Source organism: Micromonospora sp. BS32 (genome assembly GCF_059089345.1).
Genome location: NZ_JBSSHR010000002.1, coordinates 131,779 through 153,594, shown reverse-complemented (window position 1 = coordinate 153,594; position 21,816 = coordinate 131,779). Strand labels below are relative to the sequence as shown.

Below are 21,816 nucleotides of genomic sequence, written 5' to 3'. Positions count from 1 at the left end.
CTCGGCCTGCTCGACGCGCGTTGACTCAGACGCCGACGGTCAGCCGGACCGTGACGGTGTCGCCCACGTCGAGCCCCGTGGCGGTGCGTACCTTCGCCTTCATCGGCAGGATGTAGCGCCCGTCCTTGGGGAACAGCGAGGTCTTCCATTCCATCTCGCCGAGCCGGGCGGTCACCGGGATCATGCCCCAGCCGTAGCTCACGTGCCCGGAGACCGCCTCCAGCTCCTGGCACTCCTGGTCCGGAACGGTGACGAAGTGATGGGGCGCCGGGCCGCGCCAGAACCAGATCTCGCCGCTGAACTCCAGCTCCATCGGATCAGGATACGAGCGGCGCGCCCGGCCGGCCGTGGGTGCAGGGACCGGGATCAGGGTCTGGCCGCGGGCGGCAGCAGCAGGGTCGGTGGCGCCGTGAGGGTGCTCCGCAGCAGGTCGGCCAGGGCCTCGACCGGTTCGCGTCGCGGGCCGTGCCGGGTGGCGCAGTACCAGGTGCGGTGTTGTGCGGGGTCGTCGACCGGCACGGCGACGACGGCGTGGCTCCGCAGGTAGGGGGCGACGGTCCAGCTCGGCAGGACGGAGACCGCGTCGCTGGAGACGATCGTCTCGATCAGCAGCTCCGTGAAGGCGGGCACGGTGGTAAGCCGCCCCGGCCGGGCGCCGGGCGGGATGGGCAGGGGAATGGCCGGCATCCGGGCCGGGTCGTACGCGTCGAAGAGGACGAGATGGACGTCGGCGAAGTCCTCGGCGCGGATGAACGTACGGGTGGCCCACTCGTGGTCCGCCGCGACGACGGCGACGAGTTCGTCGTCGAAGAGGCGTTCCAGCCGGACCTGGCTCATCCGGGGCTCCAGCTTGGTGACGATGGCCAGGTCCAGGTCGCCGGCGAGCAGCGCCGGGATGACCTCGCTGTCGTCGGGGCGTTCGATCGACACCTCCACCCCTGGCATGCGGTCCCGGAACGCGCGCAGCACCGGCGGCAGCCACTGGAAGTTGCCGGTGCACTGCGATGCCAGCCGTACGGGTTCGCGCCGGCCGCGGCTCGTCTCGCGGACGTCGTGGGTGGCCGCCCGCACCTCCCACAGGGCGCTGCGGGCCGCCCGGAGCATGCGCTGTCCGGCCTGGTTGGGCACGAGGCGGCGGCCGCGCCGCTCGAACAGTGGGGTGCCGAGCCGCTCCTCCAGTCGGATCAGGCGCTGGCTGAGCGCCGGCTGACTGAGGTACAGGTGCGCGGCGGCGGCGGTCAGGGTGGCGTGCTGGTCCAGGGCCTCCAGGAGTTCCAGGTCCCGCAGGTCGACATCCATAAGCTGAGCTTATCGGTAGCATGGTCACTTGGTCTTGGACCGATACCGGCAGCGCTCCTACCGTGGAGCGGATCCCGGAGGCAGCGAGGCAGCCGGGACGACCAGTAGGGGACAAGGCGGCATGAACGACGTACTCACCGAACCGGACCCGCGGACCCGCGCCGAGATCGAGCGTGCCCTGGCGGTCTACTTCGACGGCCTCCACCACGGCGACGTCAGCCGGCTGGCCCAGGTCTTCCACCCGGCGGCGGTGTACGCGACCGCCACCGAAGGCACCCTCACCCGACTTACCATGGACGAGTATTTCCCCATCGTCGACGCCCGGCCCTCGCCCGCGTCTCGCGGCGAAGAGCGCCGCGACAGCATCGCGTCGATCCACCTGGCCGGGCCGGTGACCGCCCTCGCCGTCGTCACCCTCGCCATGGGCCCGAAGCGCTTCACCGACCTGCTCACCATGATCCGCTTGGACGACCGCTGGCAGATCATCAGCAAGGTCTTCCACTACGACCTCGACGAGAGCTAGGAGCTCAGACCGTGCCCTACGTGAACATCCGCGTCACCGACGAGGGCGTGACGCCGGCCGCGAAGGCCGCCCTGATCGCCGGGGTCACCGAGCTGCTCCAGCGTGTCCTGGGCAAGGACCCCGCCACCACGCACGTCGTCATCGACGAGGTGCCGCTCGACAACTGGGGTGTCGGTGGCGTTCCCGCGGAGGAGTACCGGCGGCGGCACAACGCTCCGTGACGTCGGGCGGCGGGGCCGGTGGGGTCACGTGGAGGTCTGGTAGTAGCAGGCGTTCTTCGCCCAGCGCAGGGGACCGACCCGGGTGCCCCAGGCGCTCCACACGTCGCTGCTCGCGGTGTGCCAGTACCTCGCCAGGTAGCTGCCCGTCGCCGTCCTGAGTGCGGTGTGGTCGAGCCCGTCGTCGTACTGGATCTTGTGCTGGGCGCTCATGGCGACCCCGGACGCGGCATCCACGTCCCCGTCGTCGAATGACGAGACCACCGTCCAGTCGGTTCCCATCGCCGACTGCGGACGGGCTGCCAGCCCGCTCAGGAAGCTACTGCCGGTCTGCATCTCCTTGCACTGGAGCCAGGGGGTGAGGCTGCACCAGCCGGCGAACGTCGCGCCGCCGTGCGGGGTGCCCAGCGTCACGACGTCCTCGGCGTAGACGTAGGGCGGGTAGCCCGAGGTCCTCTTGGCCACCTCGGTGAGAGCCGAGCGGATCACCAGCCCGCCCATGGAGTGACCGACCACGTCGACCTTCACGCCCCGCACCGAGTACCGGTTGTAGATCTCGTTGGCCAGCGACCTGCCCACCGTCTTGATCGATGTCGCGGTGGTGTCGCCGTTGTACTTGATGTCAACTGGCCGTCGGTGCTCGCGCCGGTCGCCAGGTAGCCCACCCTGCTCCTGACCCCGATCTCCAGATCGGGCGGTGCATCAGCCCGCCGGAAGGTGGCGCTGGTGGTGCCGGAGTCGCCGGGATACCGCGGCATCGGATAGGACATCGAATTCTCACCCCACTGCTTGTCGCTCTCGTACGAACCCACGGTATGGATCAGTTGGCTCAGGAGGGAGATCCGATCCGACGTCATCGTATTGGGCCAATGCTGTGACCGTCGGTGCCACTGGGCTGAGCCGGAGCGCCCTTCTGTTAGCGTTCGCGATCATCGAAGCGCACTGCGCATCGATCGTCCGTAGAGGACGCGTTCGGTCGATGTGGCGGCGAACCACGGGAGAACCGGATGCGGACATCCGCCAGGCTCAGGCACTGGGCGCTCGGCACGACGCTGCTGGCTGCCGCACTCGCGGTAACCACCATCGCCCCCACCAGCGCATACGCGGTCAGCTGGGACAACGTCACGCCGTATGTGGACAGCGGAAAGCCGCTGACGGACCTGCAACAGCTGGTATGGCAGCCCGCCGACGCCGCCGGGCTGGCCGCGGTCGACACGGCGGCCGCAGCCGGCGCCCTCACCGGCACTCCCGGCCTGACCCAGGTCTACAACGACACCAACCACCAGATGTACTACAAGACCCACAGCAACTGCAGCAGTGCCAAGTCCGCGATCGCCGCGGCCGACGCGGCCTACACCCTGGCGGCGTGGTGCTTCGCAGGCGCCGACGAGACGTCCGACGCGTGGATTCCCCAGGCGGTCACCAGCTCGCAGGACGCCGCTCAGCAGGCCGGTTACGTCCCCGGCAGCGACCAGGTGGTGGGCCTGTGGCGACAGGCTGCAGCGGCGGACAACCGGGTGCAGTGCCCTGGTGTCGCCGACGACCCCGAGGCGTCGGTGGGTCTGCGGGCGTCGTTCATCCAGCGGCCCTACACCGACGGCACCCACAGCGACTACCGGCACGTGCTGCTGGTGACGCCGACCGCCCCGAACTCCGATGGCCTGACCTTCAAGCCGATCTGCAACGTGCACGGCGGCGGCGTCACCTGGTACGGGCCGTACATGTTCGTCGCGGTGACCTCCGGCAAGATCATGGTGTTCGACACCCGCCGGACCTACCGGATCCCGGCCGAGACCACCTGCGGTCCGAATCACGCGGCCAGCAGCGTCAACGATGTCGGCCAGATCGCCAACCCGAGCGGCGGGACCCAGCTCTGCGCTGGCGGCTACCGGTATGTCATGTTCCGGGCCGGCACCTTCACCACCACCGGTGACCGCTGCCTGCGGACGCCAGCGAGCTTCTACAGCAACCTGTGCATCTCCGGTCTGTCGCTGCAGTGGTCGGACAACTCGCTGGTCACCTCCGAGTACCGCAGCGCCGACGACATGACGGCGGCGTCCTACGACGTGCGGATCGTCAACTGGCCAACGGACACGCTGATCAACCGGATCGACACCGGCTCGACCACGCCGGTCAGCGCGACCCGACTCGCGGGGACGAACTTCCAGGGCGTCCAGGGTGTCGTACAGCGGCCGAACTCGACGTCGGGCCGTCCGGAGTTCTTCGTCGCCCGCACGCTGCCCGGCACCGACGGCAGCGAGCTGTGGTACGAGCACGACGGCGACGGTGTCTGCGCCTCGCGCGGCGTCTACGTGGACAACGCCGAGGCGATGTCGTACTGGGTCAGCTCGGCCGGCGACGGCCATCTGTGGACGTTCACCGAATACAAGAACCGCCGCATGCTCGTGCGGGTCTACACCAAGGAGTACAACGACCCGCCGAGCGGCTGCCCGACTCAGTGATCGGCCAGTTTTCGACAGTGAAACGCCCAGGTCGAATGACCTGGGCGTTTCACTATTGATGGGCCGCCAGGGAGGATTCGGCTCGATGTGCCACGGCACCCCGCCGGGGGAGCCGGAGCATCTTGTCACCGTGGCGCTCGACCGCCGCCGTGGCGCGCAGATCGCTGCCCGGGACGCCGCCGGCCCGGCCTGGCAGCCGTCGGACCTGCCGTTAGCTGGGTGCCTGAAGCCTACTTAGCTCCTCTTCAAGTTGGGCGAGGACAGCTGCTGGATCTGGTGCGCGGGTCAGCGGGCGACCGATCACGATGTGCGTCGCGCCGGCGCGGATCGCGGCCGCAGGATCCGCCGGCCGGGTGTGTTCGGTGGTGGTCACGGCGGTCAGCTCAGGCCGCAGCATCACGCCAGGCGTGACGATCAACATGTTCGGGCCGAGTTCCGCGCGCAGCAACGCTGCGTCCTGGGGTGAGGCGACCACTCCGTGACAGCCGGCGCGCTTGGCCAGCTGGGCCAGCCGGATGACCTGCTCGTCGATCGTGGCGCTCAGCCCGATGGCGGCAAGGTCGGTGTCGGTGAGGCTGGTGACGACGGTCAGCGCGATGACGCGTAGCTGCGGGAAGTCGGCCGCCGCGCGTACCGCTGCCTCCATGGTTGTGGAGCCGCCCATGGCGTGCACGGTGACCATCGTCGCGCCGAGCCGGCCGGCTGCGCGGACGGCGCCGGCGACCGATGTCGGGATCTCGAACAGCTTGAGATCCAGGAAGACATCCTTGCCCTCGCCGACCAGCCTGGCCGCCAGCGCCGGGCCGGCCACGGTCAGCAGTTCCAGGCCCACCTTGTACGACTGACCAGCGTCACCCAGCCGGTCGACGATCGCCTCGGCGTCATGAAGGTTGTCGAAGTCGAGCGCGATGATGATGCGGCGTGCCGTGCTCACCCGCTGATCATGCGGGTTCCGCGGCGCAGCTGTCACGCCGGCGAGAAGGACTCGAGATCGCGACGGCTGAGAGCGGCGTATAGCCGCAGCGCCTCGGCCGCCAAATTCGCCCGTCCGCCCTGCTCGCGATCGATGGCGCAGACCACCGTATCGATCAGAGCGCCGCTGGCTCGCAGTTGCCGACACGACGCCAGTAGCGCCCCGCCGGTCGTGACCACGTCCTCGATCACCACGACGCGCCGGCCATCCACGGGGCCGCCCTCGGCCGCTTTGCCGGTCCCGTACTCCTTGGCCTGCTTGCGAACGAAGACCGTCGGCAGTCCGGTCAGCTGCGACATCACGGTAGCGATCGGTATGCCGCCCATCTCCATCCCTGCCAGCACGTCACACTCCGGCAGCAAGGCGACCATCGCCTCGGCAACCTCCCGCAACAGACCGGGCTGCGCCTCGAACAGATACTTGTCGAAGTACTCATCACTCAACTGCCCGGAGCGCAGGCGGAACGACCCGGTCAGATGGCAGGCTTCATACACACGACGCGCGAGCGAGGAAGTCACGCCTCCAGCGTCGCATCCCGACAGAGGCGGGCTACCAGCCGCCCATGCCATGTCCGGTTGGCCACCTGAACTTCCCGCATGCCGCCGACAACGCGGGGGATGCCGGCCGACTCGTGGTCCATCGATCAGCGGCATACCGCAGCACCGGCCGGCCCCTGCGGGTTCGTGCACCGCCACCGGTTGGATGCACTCTCCGGTCACACGAACCGCAAAAGCGCCAGGTCAACAACGAGATCAAGTCATGGAGTGGGCCGCCAGGGATCAGCTCCCATCGGGACGGGAGCCGGCGGTCGGCTGCGCCGGCCAGAAGGGCCACTCCTCGAACGATCTGCAGCGCCCGTCCTCGGCGAAGCGCATGACCCACAAGTCGCGGTACTCCTGGTCGACTGGGTCGCCATACCGGACCTCAACCCGCGCCACCGCCGTGTCGCCCTCCACCGCGACGATCTCGCTCGTCATTTGGAACACCTCGTCTGGGCCGGCGCGCTCGTCCTCCCACATCCTGGCTATGCCCGGCAGGCCGATGATCGGTGTCCGGTAGGGCCCCTGCAGATAGCTCGCGTCTGCGGTGAAGATCGCGGCAAGCACCTCCGTCCCCGGCACCCGCCACGCCTGCTCGTAGGCCCCAAGCCAGCCAGTCACCTGCTCCCTGTCCACAAGCATCCAGCTTGCCCTTGACTGAGCCCTGACGGCGGGGATTGGGCCACACTGCTGCCTCGAACACCACCATGCCGCTGCCCGACGTCTCTACCGTGGCGCTCGACCGCCGCCGTGCCGCGCAGCCGGCATGACAGTCCTTGTGCGCCGCGACCGCAGCCACTTCCACATGCGGCAATCTCGCTCACTCGGACAGTGGCGCGCGCGAAAGGCCTGGCGCGCATAAGGTCGGCTCGACATGGCGACCTTCGCGAGGACGGGTAGGACATGGACCAAGGCACCCGCGACGAGTTGCTCGGCCGCCTGGCTGAGGCAGTCGGGTCCGTCACAGTCGCACATCCGACGCGGGTTGCCATCGACGGACCGCCAGCCGCAGGCAAGACGACGCTCGCCGACGAACTGGCCGTCGCCTTGCGCATACAGGGCCGCGACGTCATCCGCGCGACGATCGACGATTTCCTCTTCCCACGGGCGCAGCGCTATCCGCGCGGCGAGTACTCGGCCGAAGGCTGCTACTTCGACACCCACGACTACGACGCGCTGAACCGGGTTCTGCTCGATCCGCTCGGCCCAGGCGGAGATAGACGCTTCCAATACGCGGTGTACGACCGCACCGCGGATACTGCCCTGTCCCCGCCGGTCATGACCGCCCCCGCCGACGCCGTGCTGGTCTTCGACGGCGTCTTCCTCATGCGCCCGGAACTGATTGATCGGTGGGATCTGCGCATCTTCGTGTCGACCGCGCTCGAGAAGACTGTGGATCGTGCCGTGATCCGAGAGCGCCGGGTGTTATCTCGGGCCGAAGTCGAACGGCGCTGGCGCGAGCGTTACATCCCCTCCCAACAGCTCTACTTCGCTACGGTCCGCCCGACCGATCACGTCGACATCATCGTGCACAACGACGAGCCTCAGCAGCCGGTCTGGAAGACCCAAACACACTGACCGCGCTCAGTTCGGCATGAGTAGCCCTGTGTCAAGCGGGGCAGGCGAGGACGAACTGACCTGCCTCTACCGTCGCCCGCCCGTGTAACGCGGCCGCGGCCGCAGATCCTCCTCGCCAACGTCGCCGCGTGTTACGAATGCTTCAAGCCTCCGACAAAGCCGGCAGAACGGGCGGGATGATGACGACGAGCGGTGCCAAGCTGCTGCGAAGACCCGAAGCGCCGCGGCGGGCAAACTTTCTGGAGCTGTTCTTCGACCTGGTGTTCGTCGTCGCGCTCGTCCAGCTCTCGCACGGGCTGATCCAGGATCTCACGTGGAGCGGCGCCTTCCAGACGCTGGTGCTGCTGTTGGCGATGTGGTGGGTCTGGTCCATCACGGCGTGGATAACCGACTTGTACGACCCGCAGCGGCCGGCGATACAGCTGCTGGTCACCGCGACCATGCTCGGCAGTCTGGTGATGGTGGTCGCGCTGCCCGACGCGTTCGGCGAGCGAGGTCTGGTCTTCGCAGGCACGTACGTCGCCATCCATGTCGGCCGCCAACTCTTCCTCGTCCTCGCTCTGCGTGGCCACGAGTTGCAGAGCAGAAGCGTGCGGGTGTTGTTCTGGTTTGGTGTGTCGGCGGTGCCGTGGATCGCGGGGGCGCTCGCGCACGGTGCGGCGCGCGGGGCGCTGTGGACGCTGGCGGTGGCCGTGGACTACACGGCACGCGGATTCCGCTTCCCCACGCCGGGGTTGGGTCGCTCGCCCGAATCGGAGTTCCCGATCGCGGCCGAGCATCTCGCCGAGCGGTACCGGCAGCTTTTTATCGTCGCGCTCGGCGAGTTGATCCTGGTCACCGCGTTGACCCTCAGTGGCAGCGGCTTCGCGGCTGATCGGACTGCGGCGTTCGTGGTGTCGTTCGTCGGCACGGCGCTGTTCTGGCGGATCTACATCTACCGCTCGGGAGAGTTGTTGCCGGCTGCCATCGCAGCGGCGCCCCACCCAGACCGCTTAGCCCTGTCGGCGCTAGCCGCTCATCTGCTCATGATGGCCGGCATCGTCGCGACCGCGGTGGGCGACGAACTCCTCATCGCCCATCCACTCGGGCACGCACGGCCGGTCTGGGTCGCCGTCATCCTCGGCGGGCCCGCGCTGTTCCTGGTCGGGCGTTCCTTCTTCGAGTACGCGGTGTTCAGTCGCGTGTCCCGGGACCGGGTGATCGGGCTGCTCGTGTTGGTCGCCCTGACACCGCCGATGCTCCTCCTGCCGCCGATACTGGCCGCCATCGCCGCCATCGCGGTCCTCACCGGGATCGCCATCGCCGACGCAGCCCGCGCCCGCGGACGCCCACCCGAGCCGCCGTCACCACCCGGCTAGCCGAAAACTGTCACCCACGTCTTGAGGCTGTTCTTCTATTCCCGGCGTTTCCGCAGTTCAGAGGCGGTAAATGGTGGGCCGCCAGGGACTCGAACCCTGAACCTATGGATTAAAAGTCCACAGCTCTGCCATTGAGCTAGCGGCCCGCGGCACTCAGGTTACCGGACCTCACCGGCCCCGGCCTGCCGGCTTCCGCCCCCCGTCGACGCCCCACCCCGCAGACGCCTGCGTATGCGTCCGAGCCGCCCGGCGATGGACAGGCGAGTCGCGCACGACCAGCCTGGTGGGCATGAGAACGATCTCCCTGGCCGCCGCCACCGTAGTCACCGGGCTGATGGCGGGGCTCTTCTTCGCGTACTCCTGCTCGGTCATGCCGGGGCTCGCGGCGGTGGACGACCGGACGTTCGTCGGGACGATGCAGTCGATCAACCGGCGGATCCTCAACGGCTGGTTCCTGGCCGCCTTTCTCGGCGCGGCGCTGCTCATCGCGGTGGCGGTGGCGCTGCACCTGACCGTCGGCGGACCGGTGCTGGCCTGGACGGTCGCGGCGCTGGTGCTCTACGGTGCCACCCTGCTGATCACCCTGCGGTTCAGCGTGCCGCTCAACGACCGGTTGGACGCGGCGGGGCCGGTGGACCGGATCGCCGACCTGGGGTCGGTGCGGGCGGCCTTCGAGACGACCTGGGTGCGGTGGAACCTGGCCCGGACGGTCACGAACGCCGCCGCGTTCGCCTGCCTGGTCGGCGCCCTGTTGTCCGGGCGGGCCTGAGCGCCGGGCAGGGCTGGGCAGGTCTGAAAGCGCCAGGCGGGGGAACCGGGGACGGCATGAGGATGAGCAGCACCCCGGCCGTCGCGGCGTCGAGCGAGGAGACCGGCCCGGACGGGACCCGCCAGCCGGGCGGCGAGGTGCACGCCTGGCAGCCCGGCCAGAACTCCACCGTCTGCGGGCTCCAGCTCAGCCGGACCCGGCTGCGCCGCTTCCCGCACGTGCCGTTCGACTACTCCTCGACCGACGTGCTCACCTCGGCCGACCCGGTCGGCTTCATCTGCCCGCGCTGCCTCGCCGCCACCCAGGGGCGCCGCCGGCAGGAGAAGAGCTGGGTGCGGCAGTCACCCCGACCCTGACCGGTCCGGGGGTTGGAGTCCGATTCAACGGGTACGGCACCCGGTATGCGGATCGTGATCGTGGGGGCCAGCGGCAACGTGGGGACGGCGCTGCTGCGCCGGCTGCGCCAGGAGTCGGGGCTGGAACTGGTCGGGGTCGCCCGGCGGCTGCCCGGTCCGGACGCCGGCGCGCCGTACGACCAGGTGGAGTGGCACTCCTGCGACGTCGGGGCGCCGGACGCGGCCGGGAAGCTCGCCGCCATCTTCGCCGGGGCGCAGGCGGTCGTGCACCTGGCCTGGCAGATTCAGCCCAGCCACGACCAGCGCACGCTGCACCGGACCAACGTCGGCGGCAGCCGCGCGGTGACCGAGGCCATCGTGCGGGCCGGCGTTCCCGCCCTGGTGTACGCCTCGTCCGTCGGCACCTACGCGCCCGGCCCGAAGGACCACCCGATCAGTGAGCGGTGGCCGGCGACCGGGGTGCCCGGGTCGTCGTACAGCCGGGACAAGGCCGAGGTCGAGTCGATGCTCGACACCGTCGAGCGGGAGCACCCGGAGCTGCGGGTCGTCCGGCTGCGCCCCGGGCTGATCTTCCAGCGGGACGCGGGCACCGAGATCACCCGGTACTTCCTCGGGCCGCTCGCACCGGTGCGGCTGCTGCGCTACGGGCGCATCCCCGTCGTACCCGCGAACCGCCGGCTGCGGATGCAGGCGGTGCACGCCGACGACGTCGCCGACGCGTACGCGAAGGCGGTCCTGGGTGATGCGCGCGGCGCGTTCAACGTCGCCGCGGACCCGGTGCTGACCCCGGAGCTGGTGGCCCGCCACTTCAAGGGCTGGACGATCCCGGTGGCCGCCCCGGTGCTGCGTGCCGCGGCCGCGCTGACCTGGCGGTTCCGGCTCCAGCCGGTCGACGCCGGCTGGGTGGAGCTGGGCCTGAACGCGCCGCTGATGTCCAGCGAGCGGGCCGAGGCGGAACTCGGCTGGCAGCCGAAGATCGACGCCCTCACCGCCCTCAAGGAACTCTTCGCCGGCATGGCCGCCGGGGCACACACCGAAGGCCCGCCCATGTCCGGCGCCGACGACCTCCCCGGTCGCCCGGGTGGCCTGCTGAAGGCCCGCGTCCCCGGCACCGGCAACCCCTACTGACCCCGGACCGGCCGCTGGCCGGGTCAGCTGAGGCGGGTGGCGGTGATCGTCGGGGGGCGGGCGCCGAGGAAGAAGATGCCCGGGAGGCCCTTCGTCTCGAAGGCGTCGCTGGGATTGCGGCGCAGGGTCGAGTTCTCGATCCGCATCGTGCCGGTGCGGTCGTTGCTGACGAAGAAGATCGCGCCGCCGCCCTCGTTGGCATGGTTGTCCTCGATGATCGTGCCGGCGATCCGCACGGTGAACTCGTTGCCGTCGCAGTAGATCGCGCCGCCGCTGCCGCCGCCCGGTGTACCGGCCTTCGCCGGGTTCGCGCCGTCGCCGACCGCCCGGTTGCCGCGCAGCACGCTGTTCAGCACCACCCAGGAGACGCCGATGCTGCTCAGCGCCGCGCCGTTGGCGCAGACCCCACCGGTGAAGGTGCTGTGCACCACGTACACCGGCCGGTTGTCGTACTGGCTGAGCACCCGCAGCGCCGCGCCGCCCAGGTCCGGGCCGGTACGGTCACAGCGGTTGTCGACGAAGCGGGAGTTGACCACCTTGAACCGGCCACCCCGGACAAAGACCGCGCCACCGCCGCCACCCTCGGCCTTCTCGCCGGTGGAGTTGCCACGGGCGAAGGTCAGGTTCTGCACGGTGAGCTGCGGGTGGTCCTGGTTCTGGCAGTGCGAGGTGGTCCAGCCCTGCGCGCCGTCGCAGGTGTTCATGTAGAGGATCCGCCGTACGCCGCCGCCGCTGAGGGTGACCTTGCCGCCGCCGTCCAGCACGATCCGCGGCCCGTTGGCATTGCGTACCTTCGCGGTGGCCTTCATCGTGATGGTCACCGGGGCCGGCCCGCAGTTGAACGTGATGATGCCGCCGGCCGCCACCGCCCGGACCACCGCGTCGGAGGTGCAGCTCGCCGGCGTACCGGTGCCGACCGTCCTGGTCGGACGGGAGGTGTCAACCGCCCGCGCCTCGGCCGGAATCACCGCGCCACCGTTCGGGTTGCCCGCCACGAGCGCCTTGCCGGTCGCGGTGGACGGCTTCGGGGTGGGGCTCGCGGGGGAGGCGCCCAGACCGGCCCGGGCCGGTGGGCGAGGCGGCCGGGGTGCCGGCCGGGGTGCCGGTGGCCGAGACGATCACCGGCTGGTCGTCGCCGGCCTGCTGGCCGCCGCACCCGGGCAGGGTGGCGGTGGCGACCCCGAGGACGAGCAGAGCGACAACGGACTTCACGCGCACCCGCCGATGCTAGGAGCCCCAACCCCCGGCAAACGAATCCCGCACCCCTTCTTAACCCACGCCTAACCCTCCCACCGGCGTGGGGTGGGGTGGTCAGGCGTGGGAGAGGGTGAAGGCGACCAGGAAGCCGAGGACGGTGATCAGGCCGACCAGCAGGTGGGCGTCCTCGAACGCCTCCGGGACCATGGTGTCGGTGATCATCGCGAGGATCGCGCCCGCCGCGAGCGCGGTGATGGTGGCCAGCACCTCCGGCGGCGCCCCGCCGAGCAGCGTGTAGCCGGCCAGCGCTGCCGCGCCGCTGACCAGGGCGATCGCCGTCCACAGCAGGAAGACGTACCGCCGGGTGCGGCCGGCCTGCCGCATGCCGGCGGCGCTCGACAGCCCCTCCGGCACGTTGCTGAGGAAGACCGCGACGACGGTGACCAGGCTGACCGATCCGCCGGCCAGCAGGCTCGCGCCGATCACCACCGACTCGGGTACGCCGTCCAGCAGCGCGCCCACCGCGATGGCCGAACCGGAACCGGGCTGCTCCTGCTCGGAGGGCTGTACGTCGCCGGAGCGCTTGCGGTGCCGGGCGCCCCGTCGGGCGAGCAGCACGTTCGCCCCGGTGTACGCCAACGCCCCGCCCGCCGCCCCGATCGCGGTCGGCAGCAGCCCGCCCTGCTCGTGCGCCTCGGCGATCAGATCGAACGAGACGGCGGAGAGCAGCACGCCCGCACCGAACGCCATGATCGAGGCGATGACCTTCCGGGGCACCCGGGCGAAATATCCGGCGACCGCCCCGATCAACAGGGCGGAACCGGCGAGCAGACCCCACGCACCCGCTTGCAACCACTCCGGCACCCGCAGACCGTACCCCCGCCCACCCCCACTCAACCCGCCCGCGGATCCGGGGGGTGGGGGTCAGAAGTCGGCGAAGAGGTGGGGGAGGGTGCGGGGGAAGAGGCGGCGGAGTTCGGCTGCCGCTTCCGGGGTGACGTCGCCCAGGCCCCGGATGTGCACCTCGGCCGGGTCGAGCACCCCGTACGCCAGGGCGGAGAGCCCGGCGGCGGTGAGCGTCGCGGCCGGCGCCGGGCCGCCGGAGGTCAGCTCCAGGCGGCCGGTGGTGCCGTCGAGCAGGTGGATGCCGGCGAGCCAGCGGTCCCCGACGAGCTCCACCCGGACCCGGCCCGGGCCGGCGGGCAGCCCGGCGAGGGCGTCCACGCTGAGCAGCCGGGCCATCGGGGCGGGCGAGCCGGGGCGGGACACCCGGGCCTCCACGTGCACGGCCAGGTCGGTCAGCCAGAGCTCCGGCAGCTCGTCGGCGGGAAGCTGGAGGCTGATCCGCTCCACCTGGTCGACGTGCCGGGCGAGGAACTGCAACAGCAGCGCCCGGGCGTACGGGTCGGCGGCGAGCAGGTCGTCCCCGACCAGTTCGCCGCCGTGGTCGTCGATCCGGTACGTGAGCGCGCCGAGCACGCTGCCGTCGATCGTCGCGGTGACCAGCCAGCGGTCGTCCCGGTCCCGCAGCCCGACGTCGCGGAAGTCGGGGAAGATCGCGAAGCCGTGCCGCTCCCGCAGGCAGCGCTCGGTGAACGAGCGGAAGCGGGGGTAGCCGGTGCCGATCCGCTCCCAGCTCACCGTGCCGGGCAGCTCCGTGCGCAGCAGCGGCGCCAGGTCCGCCGGGGAGAACCGGACGGTACGCGCCCGGGGCAGCCCCACGTAGCCGAACCGCTCGTAGAAGCTGGCCCGGAACGGGTACAGGGCGCTCAGCGGGTGCCCACCGTCGCGCATCTCGTCGAGGAGCTGGTGCAGCAGCGCCCGCACGTGGCCCCGCCGACGGGCCAGCGGGTGGGTGGCGATCCCGGCCACCCCGGCCATCGGCAGCACCGCGCCGCGCAGGTTCTGCCGCATCGGGATGGCGCTCGCGGTGGCCTGGGTCTCGCCTCCCTCCTCCACGACCAGCGTCCGGTTGCCCTTGTTGTACGGCAGGTAGCGGTGGAACGCGTCGACCCGCTCCGGGGCCGGCGGGGACCCCTCGAAGGCGTACGCCTGGAGCGGGAAGCTGGTGGTCAGTCGTTCCTCGGCGGCCAGGCGACGGATGAGCATCCGTCCATCCCAACCCGACCGGCGGTCCGCCGCAACCCGATTGGTCCGGTTCTAGGCGTCGGCCACGTCGGAGACCACGACGGTGACGTTGTCCGGTGCTCCGGCCTGGTGGGCCAGCTTGACCAGCTGTTCGCCGCACTGCTGACGGTCGGTGTAGGTGGTCAGCGTCGCGTGGATCGCCTCGTCCGTGACGTAGTCGGAAAGCCCGTCGCTGCAGAGCAGCACCCGGTCGCCGGCGAACATGGTCAGCACGCCGACCGCGGGTGGGGCGTCCGCGCCCTGCACCGCCCGGGTCACCAGGGACCGCTGTGGGTGGTGCCGGGCCTGGTCGGGCGAGAGCGCGCCCTGGTCGACCAGCGCCTGCACGAAGGTGTCGTCCCGGGTGAGCTGGGTCAGCTCCCCGTCGCGCAGCAGGTAGCAGCGGGAGTCGCCGACCTGGGCGAGGACCAGGGTGTCGCCGGCGAGCAGGCCGGCGGTGAGCGTCGTACCCATGCCGTCGCGTGCCGGGTCGGCGGAGATGGCGGCGCGGATGCGCTGGTTGGCGGTGGCGACGACGGCGCGCAGCGCCTCGGCGGCCTCGTCCGGGACGGTGGGCGGGACCAGCTCGTCCAGGATCCGGATGACGATCTCGCTCGCCACCTCGCCGGCGGGCAGCCCGCCCATGCCGTCCGCCACCGCCAGCAGGCGGTCACCGGCGAGGGCGGAGTCCTCGTTGTTGGTGCGGACCAGGCCGACGTCGTTGAGGATGGCCGAGCGGAGGATCAGCGTCATGCGACAAGCTTGCCAAGAACACCCTGCATTCGTCTCTACGCACTAGTGCGTAGGGTGTGAGAAATGATGCCGGTGTCCATGGTCGGCCGGGCTGGCGAGCGTGCCGAGCTCGACCGGGCGTGGTCCACCGTGGCCGACGGTGGCCGGCCGTCGCCCGCTGTGACGGTGATCACCGGAGGTGCCGGAGTGGGCAAGAGCCTGCTGGTCGCCGCCGCCGTCGAGGGCTTCACCCCACGTCCCTCGGTGATCCTCTCCGGCGCCGCCCGGGTGCACGACCCGGCCCCGTACGACTGGCTGGCCGCAGTGCTGAGCGGCCGGGACACCAGCGGGCTCGACCTGCCGGCCGACGCGCTGGCCTGGCTCGCCCAGCAGCCCACCGCCCCGCGCGAGCGCTACGCGCCCGGCACCCTGCTCCGGCTGGCCGTGCGCACGGTCCGACTGCTCGTCGGCGCCGGCCCGGCCGTGCTGGTGGTGGAGGATCTGCACGCCCTCGACCCGGCCAGCCTCAACCTGGTCGCCGAGCTGGCCACCGCCCCGGAGCTGCCCGCCCTGCTGGTGGTGGCGAGCCGGCCGCCGGCCGACGCGGTCGCGCCGGACCTCGCGGTCCGCGCGCTGTCCCGGCTCTGCGGGGTACGCGGCGCGGTGCGCCAGCACCTCGGACCGCTGGGCGTGACCGAGGTGGCCCAGGTGCTCCGCCAGGTCTACGGCGGCCGGTGCCCCGCCGACCGGGTGACCACCGCGGTCTGGCACCGCACCGGCGGCAACCCGTACGCCCTCACCGAGCTGCTCGCCGCGTACGCCGGGCGGGACCCGGCGGCGCTGGTCCGCCAGCCGCTGCCGGAGCACCTGCGACTGCCGGCGCCCCGGCCGGCCGCCCCGCCGGACGCCGAGCTGACCGGCCGGGAGGTCGACGTGCTCGGCTGCCTGGTCGCCGGGATGTCCAACAAGCAGGCGGCCCGGGCGCTCGGCATCTCGGTGCGCACGGTCACCGTGCACGTGTCGAACCTGCTCCGCAAGACCGGCTCGGCGTCCCGCACCGAGGCGGCCCTCTGGGCGGTGCAGCACCGGGTGCCGGCCCGCCCGGCCGGCTGAACGGTCCCGGCCCCTGGGCAGCCCAGTCGCACGTCGCCGGCCGGCAGGCGGCTCTCGTTAGGGTGGCCGCGACACCGGCGGGAGGGGCGGCGATGGGGGAACGACTGCAACCGGTGCTGGCCGGCGTGGTGACCGCGCTGGTCGGCTTCGCCAGCTCGTTCACCGTGGTGCTGGCCGGGCTGCGGGCGGTCGGCGCGAGCGAGGCGCAGGCCGCCTCCGGGCTGCTCGCGGTGAGCGTCGCGTCCGGGCTGTGCGCGGTCTGGCTGGGGCTGCGGCACCGGATGCCGATCGCGATCGCCTGGTCGACGCCGGGCGCGGCGCTGCTGGTCGCCACCGGTCCCGTGCCGGGCGGCTGGCCCGCCGCGGTCGGCGCGTTCGTCCTCTGCGGGCTGCTGATCGTCGCCGCCGGGCTCTTCCCCGCGCTGGGTCGGGCGGTGGCCGCGATCCCCGGGCCGGTGGCGGCGGCGATGCTGGCCGGGGTGCTGCTGCCGCTCTGCACCGCGCCGGTCCGCGCGCTGGTCGAGGTGCCCGCGCTGGCCGTACCGGTGATCCTCACCTGGCTGGTGCTGCACCGCTTCGCGCGACGGTGGGCGGTACCGGCGGCGCTGGTGGCGGCGGCGGTGGCGATCGCGCTGACCTCGCCCGGCGGCGGCGTGGCCGACCTCCGGCCCGCGGTGGCGCTGACCGTGCCGGCGATCAGCCTGCCCGCGGTGGTCGGGCTGGCGCTGCCGCTGTTCCTGGTCACCATGGCCGCGCAGAACGTCCCCGGTACGGCGGTGCTGCGCGGCTACGGCTACCGGCCGCCGCTGAACTCGGCGCTGCGGGTCACCGGGCTGGCCACCGCGCTGGGCGCGCCGGTCGGCGGGCACGCGGTCAACCTCGCCGCGATCACCGCCGCGCTGGCTGCCGGCCCGGACGCCCACCCCGACCCGGAACGCCGCTGGATCGCCTCGGTCACCGCCGGGGTGGGGATGGCGGTGCTGGGGCTCGGCGCGGGGGTGGCGACCGCACTGGTGCTGCTCTCCCCGCCGGTGCTGATCGAGGCGGTGGCCGGGCTGGCGCTGCTCGGCGCGCTGGCCACCGCGATCTCCTCGGCGGTCGCCGACCCGGAGAGCCGGGAGGCGGCGGTGGTGACGTTCGTGGTCACCGCGTCCGGGGTGAGCCTGCTGGGGATCGGGGGCGCGTTCTGGGGCCTGCTCGCCGGCTGGCTGATGCTGCTGCTCTTCCGCCGCCGCACGCCCCGGGACCCGGGACGCGGCGCCACCGGCGCTGAACCGGCCGCGATGCCCGTTCAGCCGGCCGGGATCACGAGGCGCTGACCGTCACGTCGACCGCCACCACCCGCAGCCGCAGGCCGGTGACGTACCGCTCGACCGTGGCCGCGAACTCCAGCGCGTGCTCCCGGGTGTCGACCAGCACCAGGGCGTGCCCGATCTCCTGGTTCGCCTCGTCCGGTCCCCACCAGCCGCGGACGAAGCCCGGGCTCTGCCGGACCACCTCCGCCATGTGCGCGAACTGTGCCCGCCGCTCCTCCGGTTCACCGGCCGGCATCGGCTGCTCCCCGATCACCATGTACACCCGGTCCACACTAGAGCTGTCGGCGGGTTCGCTCACGCGTGTCCGTGCCGGGGCCGTCCGGCACCCGGCGGGCGGTAGACGGCTCACTCCTCCGGCGGGAGGTCACCGACCGGGACGTCGAGGCGTACCTGGTCGCCGGTGACCGTGGCGATCTGGTCGGCCAGCACGTAGACCGCGCCGGTGCGGGCCAGCTCGGTGGAGACCTTCAGGTAACCGGTGCGCCGCAGCCGGGCCGCCAGGTCGGCCGGCACGTCGGGCTCCTCGACCGCCGCCGACTCGATCAGCTCGTCCAGGCTGCTGCCCGGGTCCGCGGTCGGCGCCTGCACGGTCACCGCGTTCGGGTCGCCCCGCTGGACGAGGTCCACGGTGCCGACCTCGACGCCGACCGTGTCGACCACCCGCATGCCGGTGGTGACCCGGGAGATGACCGCCTGCTGCTCGGTGCCCTGCTGCTCCATCTCCGAGCGGTTCCCGGCCCCACCCGGCGCTAAACCGTCGGACCCCAGGCGCTGGGTGGGCGCGGCGAAAGCTCCCGCCAGGCGTCCGACCCCTCCAGCAGCGCGCGGACGGTCTCCTCGGCCTCCTCGGCGCTGCCGTGCTCGTAGAACTGGGAGACGCCCTCCGCGCCGCCGGCCCGCTGCTCCACGTGCCAGCGGTCGCCGTCCACCCGGAGGAAGACGTCCCGCCGGGCGAGCCGTCCCCATTTGCCGTTCCACCAGTGCCTACGCTGCTCCATGGCGGGACTCTATCGAACATGTGTACGACACGGACCGGCCCCCGCGGGATTCCCGCGAGGGCCGATGTGCGATGGGTGGTTCAGCGCGGGGCCGGCGGCTCCGTGCGACGGCCCAGCACGTCGTCCAGCGTGCCCCGGTGCTGCCCCGGAATGCTCTGACCGCCGGCCAGCAGCGCGTCCCGGATCTCGGTGAGCAGCTTGACCTCCTCGCTGGGCGCCGAGGGCGGCGGCTCCTCGCCCCGCTTGCGGCGCTCGGCGAGCCGGTTCATCGGGTAGACGACCAGGAAGTACAGCGCCAGCGCGGTCAGCAGGAAGGTGATCGTCGCGTTGACGAAGGCCACCCAGTCGAACTTGATGCCGCGGAACTCGGGCGTCGAGCCGCTGATGCCGTCCTTGTTGCCGGTGATCAGAACGATGATCACGCGGACCAGCGGTTCCAGGAACGACTTGGTGAGCTGGGTGACGACGCCGGTGAACGCGGCGCCGATGACGACACCGACCGCCAGGTCGACGACGTTGCCGCGCATGATGAAGTCTTTGAAGCCCTTGAGCATCCGCACTCCCGTGCTGTCCGGTTTTCGGGGTCCGGCACAACCTATGCCCCGGGGGGCGGCTCCAGAAAAGCGCCGGCCTCGATCGCCGCACGGGCCGGGTCGCCGGCCCTGATCGCCTCGACGAGCCGGCCGTGGTCGACGTACCGCTCGGGCTCCAGCGCGTCCCCCATGGCCTGCGCGACGGTGCTGCGCAGCGCCGTACCGACCGAGCCGTAGAGCTCGGCGAGCATGCCGTTGTGGGCGGCGGCCACCACCGCGATGTGCAGCGCCGCGTCGGCCTCCACGAATTCGGCGACCCGCCCGGAGCGCCAGGCGGCCTCGCGGGCGGCGAGCGCGCCGTCGAGCGCTGCCAGGTCATCGGGGGTACGCCGCAGCGCGGCCAGTCGGGCCGCCTCCACCTCGAAGGCGCGCCGCACCTCGACCACCTCGGCCATCCGGTCGTCGGTGAGCCGACGGGCCACCACCGGCGCCAGTTCGTCGGTGGACACCACGTACGTCCCGGAGCCCTGCCGGCACTCCAGTACCCCGGCGTGCACCAGCGCCCGGACCGCCTCGCGAACCGTGTTCCGCCCGACCCCGAGCGCGGCGACCAGCTGGGGTTCGGTGGGGATCCGCCCGCCCACCGGCCACTCGCCGCCGAGGATCCGGTCCCGCAGCTGCGCGATGGTCTGGCTGACCCGGTGGCCGCGCGGCGGCACGGCGACGGAATCGACCGACGGTGTCACCGGTTACACCTGCTGCCGAAATTCATCCCATGATTGTAGGTTCGAGGTCATGACCCCGCCACCCGTCTCCACCGCGCCCCGCACCGCCGACGGCGCGGCCGGCGAGGCGACCCCCACCGCCGACGTCACGCCCGGCCCGACGCCCGCCGCAGTGCCGGCCCGGCCGGTCCACCCGGCCACCGGCGGCGCGCTGGTGCTGGTCGGGATGCTGCTGGTCGCGGTCAACCTGCGCGCCGCGGTGACCAGCCTCGGTGCGCTGCTCGACGAGGTACGCACCGGACTGGCCCTCTCCGGCGCGATGGCCGGGTTCGTCACCACGCTGCCCACCATCGCCTTCGCCGGCCTCGGCGCGCTCACCCCGTGGCTGGTCCGCCGCTGGCCGGCTCCCCGGCTGCTGGTGGTGGCGATGTCCGCCCTCGCCCTGGGCCAGGTGCTCCGGGTGGTCACCGACTCCGCGCTGATCTTCGTGCTCACCAGCGCGCTCGCCCTGGCGGGCATCGCGGTCGCCAACATCATGCTGCCGATGCTGGTCAAGCAGCACTTCCCCCAGCGCACCGGGCTGGTCACCGGGGCGTACACGATGGCGCTCACGGTGGGCACGACGGTGGCCGCCGCCTCCGCGGTGCCGGTGGCGCACGCCTTCGGCTCCTGGCGCGCCGGTCTCGGGGTCTGGGCCGGGCTGGCCGCGGTGGCCGTACTCCCGTGGGTGCCGCTGGCGCTGCGGGCCCACGCCGCCCGGCGGGCCGCGCCCCCGACGGCGGCCCCGGCGCCCCGCACCCGGGTCCGGCCCGGGCGCACCCGGCTCGGCTGGGCGATGGCGGTCTATTTCGGCGCGCAGTCCCTCAGCGGGTACGCGATCATGGGCTGGCTGGCCCAGCTCTTCCGGGATGCCGGCTACCGCGCCGAGACCGCCGGCCTGCTGCTCGCCGGCGTCACCGCGCTCGGCGTGTCGGTCGCGCTGGCGATGCCGACCCTCGCCGGTCGGCTGCGCACGCTGCGGCCGCTGGTGTTCTCGTTGACCGCCTTCTCCGCGGCGTCCTACCTGGGCCTGGCCCTCGCGCCGCACGGCCTCGCGCCGCTCTGGGTCCTGCTGCTCGCGCTCGGCCAGGGCGCCTTCCCGCTGATCCTGACCACCATCGGCCTGCGCGCCCGCACCGCCGAGGGCACGGTCGCGCTCTCCGCCTTCGCGCAGAGCACCGGGTACGTCATCGCCGCGCTCGGCCCGCTGCTGGTCGGCATCCTCTACGAGGCCACCGGCGGCTGGACCGCGCCGATCGGCTTCCTGCTCGGCGCGCTCGCCGTGCAGACGACCGCGGGCATGGTGATCGCTCGTCCCCGGTTCATCGAGGACGAGCGCTGAGAGAAGGGGTCAGGAGGAGGCCGGTGTGGGGTCGCCCGCCACGGCCTGCTCGACCGTCGGGTAGGTGTGCAGCACCTCGACCAGGCCGCTGACCTCGAGGATGCGCAGGACGCCGCGCTGCGGGGCGGCCAGTCGGACCACGCCGCCGGCCTCGTCGCAGCTGTTCTTCGCGCGAACGAAGACCGACAGGCCGGTCGAGTCGCAGAACGACACGTCGGCGAGGTCGAACACGAGGCGGCTGCGGCCCTTGTCGAGCAGATCGGTGATCTGGTCCTGCAGCTGCGGCGCGGTCGCCATGTCGAGCTCACCCGCGACCGACACCACGACCACGTCGCCGTGCTGTTCCGTGTGCACCGTCAAGGACATTCGGACCTCCTGTTATCGGGTGGAACGGTATCCCACAACGGGGGTCCCACGCAGAATGGGAGCGGGTTCCGGTGCGCCTGATCATTCCTTTGCAGCGTGACAACTACCTGGCGGGCTGCCAGTGA

28 protein-coding genes and 1 tRNA gene are annotated in these 21,816 nt (G+C 71.9%); 11 read left to right on the top strand and 18 right to left on the bottom strand.

The window, feature by feature from the left end:
• Positions 1 to 25: 25 nt before the first annotated feature.
• Positions 26 to 313 carry a DUF1905 domain-containing protein gene (locus tag AC5RWQ_RS03370; protein ID WP_494281273.1) on the bottom strand — a complete coding sequence of 96 codons (288 nt, stop codon included), beginning with the start codon at positions 311 to 313 and terminating at the stop codon, positions 26 to 28.
• A gap of 53 nt (positions 314 to 366) precedes the next feature.
• The gene (locus AC5RWQ_RS03365) at positions 367 to 1,299 is read right to left on the bottom strand and encodes a LysR family transcriptional regulator (protein WP_494281272.1); all 933 of its coding nucleotides are present in this window, start codon (positions 1,297 to 1,299) and stop codon (positions 367 to 369) included.
• Between the two features lie 121 nt (positions 1,300 to 1,420).
• Here AC5RWQ_RS03365 and AC5RWQ_RS03360 point away from each other — a divergent pair, with 121 nt between their 5' ends.
• Complete coding sequence (locus tag AC5RWQ_RS03360) at positions 1,421 to 1,822, top strand: nuclear transport factor 2 family protein (RefSeq protein WP_494281271.1); 402 nt, start codon at positions 1,421 to 1,423, stop codon at positions 1,820 to 1,822.
• Positions 1,823 to 1,833: 11 nt separating this feature from the next.
• Positions 1,834 to 2,043, top strand: a complete 210-nt coding sequence (locus AC5RWQ_RS03355; RefSeq protein WP_494281270.1) for a tautomerase family protein — start codon at positions 1,834 to 1,836, stop codon at positions 2,041 to 2,043.
• Positions 2,044 to 2,067: 24 nt separating this feature from the next.
• On the opposite strand, the gene AC5RWQ_RS03350 is transcribed toward AC5RWQ_RS03355, so the two are convergent.
• The gene (locus AC5RWQ_RS03350) at positions 2,068 to 2,661 is read right to left on the bottom strand and encodes an esterase/lipase family protein (RefSeq protein ID WP_494281614.1); all 594 of its coding nucleotides are present in this window, start codon (positions 2,659 to 2,661) and stop codon (positions 2,068 to 2,070) included.
• A gap of 386 nt (positions 2,662 to 3,047) precedes the next feature.
• On the opposite strand from AC5RWQ_RS03350, the gene AC5RWQ_RS03345 reads away from it, so the two are divergent.
• Positions 3,048 to 4,502, top strand: coding sequence for a hypothetical protein (locus tag AC5RWQ_RS03345; RefSeq protein ID WP_494281269.1), 1,455 nt, complete (start codon positions 3,048 to 3,050; stop codon positions 4,500 to 4,502).
• Positions 4,503 to 4,713: 211 nt separating this feature from the next.
• Here AC5RWQ_RS03345 and pyrF read toward each other — a convergent pair whose 3' ends face one another.
• The 3 genes from pyrF to AC5RWQ_RS03330 form a co-directional block, all read right to left on the bottom strand.
• Positions 4,714 to 5,436 carry an orotidine-5'-phosphate decarboxylase gene (gene pyrF / locus AC5RWQ_RS03340; protein ID WP_494281268.1) on the bottom strand — a complete coding sequence of 241 codons (723 nt, stop codon included), beginning with the start codon at positions 5,434 to 5,436 and terminating at the stop codon, positions 4,714 to 4,716.
• A 32-nt stretch (positions 5,437 to 5,468) separates the two neighbouring features.
• Positions 5,469 to 5,993, bottom strand: coding sequence for an orotate phosphoribosyltransferase (gene pyrE, locus AC5RWQ_RS03335; RefSeq protein ID WP_494281267.1), 525 nt, complete (start codon positions 5,991 to 5,993; stop codon positions 5,469 to 5,471).
• 261 nt (positions 5,994 to 6,254) lie between these two features.
• The gene (locus tag AC5RWQ_RS03330) at positions 6,255 to 6,650 is read right to left on the bottom strand and encodes a nuclear transport factor 2 family protein (RefSeq protein ID WP_494281266.1); all 396 of its coding nucleotides are present in this window, start codon (positions 6,648 to 6,650) and stop codon (positions 6,255 to 6,257) included.
• Between the two features lie 267 nt (positions 6,651 to 6,917).
• On the opposite strand from AC5RWQ_RS03330, the gene AC5RWQ_RS03325 reads away from it, so the two are divergent.
• Positions 6,918 to 7,592 carry a cytidylate kinase family protein gene (locus tag AC5RWQ_RS03325; protein ID WP_494281265.1) on the top strand — a complete coding sequence of 225 codons (675 nt, stop codon included), beginning with the start codon at positions 6,918 to 6,920 and terminating at the stop codon, positions 7,590 to 7,592.
• A 176-nt stretch (positions 7,593 to 7,768) separates the two neighbouring features.
• Positions 7,769 to 8,950 (top strand): low temperature requirement protein A, encoded by a 1,182-nt coding sequence (locus tag AC5RWQ_RS03320; protein WP_494281264.1) that lies wholly within the window; start codon positions 7,769 to 7,771, stop codon positions 8,948 to 8,950.
• Positions 8,951 to 9,021: 71 nt separating this feature from the next.
• On the opposite strand, the gene AC5RWQ_RS03315 is transcribed toward AC5RWQ_RS03320, so the two are convergent.
• A tRNA-Lys gene (locus AC5RWQ_RS03315) sits at positions 9,022 to 9,096 on the bottom strand.
• A gap of 143 nt (positions 9,097 to 9,239) precedes the next feature.
• On the opposite strand from AC5RWQ_RS03315, the gene AC5RWQ_RS03310 reads away from it, so the two are divergent.
• The 3 genes from AC5RWQ_RS03310 to AC5RWQ_RS03300 all read left to right on the top strand — a co-directional run bounded on the left by AC5RWQ_RS03310 (position 9,240) and on the right by AC5RWQ_RS03300 (position 11,203).
• Positions 9,240 to 9,719, top strand: coding sequence for an anthrone oxygenase family protein (locus AC5RWQ_RS03310; protein ID WP_494281263.1), 480 nt, complete (start codon positions 9,240 to 9,242; stop codon positions 9,717 to 9,719).
• Between the two features lie 62 nt (positions 9,720 to 9,781).
• Positions 9,782 to 10,075: a hypothetical protein gene (locus AC5RWQ_RS03305; RefSeq protein WP_334486417.1), complete on the top strand. Its 294-nt coding sequence runs from the start codon at positions 9,782 to 9,784 to the stop codon at positions 10,073 to 10,075.
• A 45-nt stretch (positions 10,076 to 10,120) separates the two neighbouring features.
• A complete protein-coding gene (locus AC5RWQ_RS03300) occupies positions 10,121 to 11,203 on the top strand; it encodes an NAD-dependent epimerase/dehydratase family protein (RefSeq protein ID WP_494281262.1) in 1,083 nt (360 codons plus the stop codon).
• Between the two features lie 23 nt (positions 11,204 to 11,226).
• Here AC5RWQ_RS03300 and AC5RWQ_RS03295 read toward each other — a convergent pair whose 3' ends face one another.
• The 5 genes from AC5RWQ_RS03295 to AC5RWQ_RS03275 form a co-directional block, all read right to left on the bottom strand.
• Positions 11,227 to 12,171, bottom strand: a complete 945-nt coding sequence (locus AC5RWQ_RS03295; RefSeq protein WP_494281261.1) for a hypothetical protein — start codon at positions 12,169 to 12,171, stop codon at positions 11,227 to 11,229.
• Positions 12,143 to 12,421 (bottom strand): hypothetical protein, encoded by a 279-nt coding sequence (locus tag AC5RWQ_RS03290; protein ID WP_494281260.1) that lies wholly within the window; start codon positions 12,419 to 12,421, stop codon positions 12,143 to 12,145. The genes AC5RWQ_RS03295 and AC5RWQ_RS03290 overlap by 29 nt, the downstream gene beginning before the upstream one ends.
• Before the next feature lie 93 nt (positions 12,422 to 12,514).
• Positions 12,515 to 13,264, bottom strand: coding sequence for a ZIP family metal transporter (locus AC5RWQ_RS03285; RefSeq protein ID WP_494281259.1), 750 nt, complete (start codon positions 13,262 to 13,264; stop codon positions 12,515 to 12,517).
• Between the two features lie 60 nt (positions 13,265 to 13,324).
• Entirely contained in the window at positions 13,325 to 14,509 is a 1,185-nt protein-coding gene (locus AC5RWQ_RS03280; protein ID WP_494281258.1) for a GNAT family N-acetyltransferase, read from the bottom strand.
• 51 nt (positions 14,510 to 14,560) lie between these two features.
• Positions 14,561 to 15,280, bottom strand: a complete 720-nt coding sequence (locus tag AC5RWQ_RS03275; protein ID WP_494281257.1) for a PP2C family protein-serine/threonine phosphatase — start codon at positions 15,278 to 15,280, stop codon at positions 14,561 to 14,563.
• A gap of 63 nt (positions 15,281 to 15,343) precedes the next feature.
• Between AC5RWQ_RS03275 and AC5RWQ_RS03270 the strand changes: the two genes are divergently transcribed.
• Both AC5RWQ_RS03270 and AC5RWQ_RS03265 read left to right on the top strand, forming a co-directional pair.
• Positions 15,344 to 16,372 (top strand): helix-turn-helix domain-containing protein, encoded by a 1,029-nt coding sequence (locus tag AC5RWQ_RS03270; RefSeq protein WP_494281256.1) that lies wholly within the window; start codon positions 15,344 to 15,346, stop codon positions 16,370 to 16,372.
• A 92-nt stretch (positions 16,373 to 16,464) separates the two neighbouring features.
• Positions 16,465 to 17,691, top strand: a complete 1,227-nt coding sequence (locus tag AC5RWQ_RS03265) for a benzoate/H(+) symporter BenE family transporter (protein WP_494281255.1) — start codon at positions 16,465 to 16,467, stop codon at positions 17,689 to 17,691.
• On the opposite strand, the gene AC5RWQ_RS03260 is transcribed toward AC5RWQ_RS03265, so the two are convergent.
• The 5 genes from AC5RWQ_RS03260 to AC5RWQ_RS03240 all read right to left on the bottom strand — a co-directional run bounded on the left by AC5RWQ_RS03260 (position 17,678) and on the right by AC5RWQ_RS03240 (position 19,965).
• Positions 17,678 to 17,986 (bottom strand): hypothetical protein, encoded by a 309-nt coding sequence (locus AC5RWQ_RS03260; protein WP_494281254.1) that lies wholly within the window; start codon positions 17,984 to 17,986, stop codon positions 17,678 to 17,680. The genes AC5RWQ_RS03265 and AC5RWQ_RS03260 overlap by 14 nt on opposite strands.
• A 47-nt stretch (positions 17,987 to 18,033) precedes the next feature.
• Positions 18,034 to 18,408: a hypothetical protein gene (locus AC5RWQ_RS03255; protein ID WP_494281253.1), complete on the bottom strand. Its 375-nt coding sequence runs from the start codon at positions 18,406 to 18,408 to the stop codon at positions 18,034 to 18,036.
• A 29-nt stretch (positions 18,409 to 18,437) separates the two neighbouring features.
• A complete protein-coding gene (locus AC5RWQ_RS03250) occupies positions 18,438 to 18,686 on the bottom strand; it encodes a hypothetical protein (RefSeq protein WP_334486394.1) in 249 nt (82 codons plus the stop codon).
• Positions 18,687 to 18,766: 80 nt separating this feature from the next.
• Entirely contained in the window at positions 18,767 to 19,240 is a 474-nt protein-coding gene (mscL, locus tag AC5RWQ_RS03245) for a large conductance mechanosensitive channel protein MscL (protein ID WP_494281252.1), read from the bottom strand.
• A gap of 41 nt (positions 19,241 to 19,281) precedes the next feature.
• On the bottom strand, positions 19,282 to 19,965 hold the full coding sequence (locus AC5RWQ_RS03240) for a FadR/GntR family transcriptional regulator (RefSeq protein ID WP_494281251.1): 684 nt from the start codon (positions 19,963 to 19,965) through the stop codon (positions 19,282 to 19,284).
• A 49-nt stretch (positions 19,966 to 20,014) separates the two neighbouring features.
• On the opposite strand from AC5RWQ_RS03240, the gene AC5RWQ_RS03235 reads away from it, so the two are divergent.
• Entirely contained in the window at positions 20,015 to 21,325 is a 1,311-nt protein-coding gene (locus AC5RWQ_RS03235; protein WP_494281250.1) for an MFS transporter, read from the top strand.
• A 9-nt stretch (positions 21,326 to 21,334) separates the two neighbouring features.
• Here the strand turns inward: AC5RWQ_RS03235 and AC5RWQ_RS03230 are convergent, their stop codons facing one another.
• Entirely contained in the window at positions 21,335 to 21,691 is a 357-nt protein-coding gene (locus AC5RWQ_RS03230) for an STAS domain-containing protein (protein WP_334491838.1), read from the bottom strand.
• Between the last annotated feature and the right edge of the window lie 125 nt (positions 21,692 to 21,816).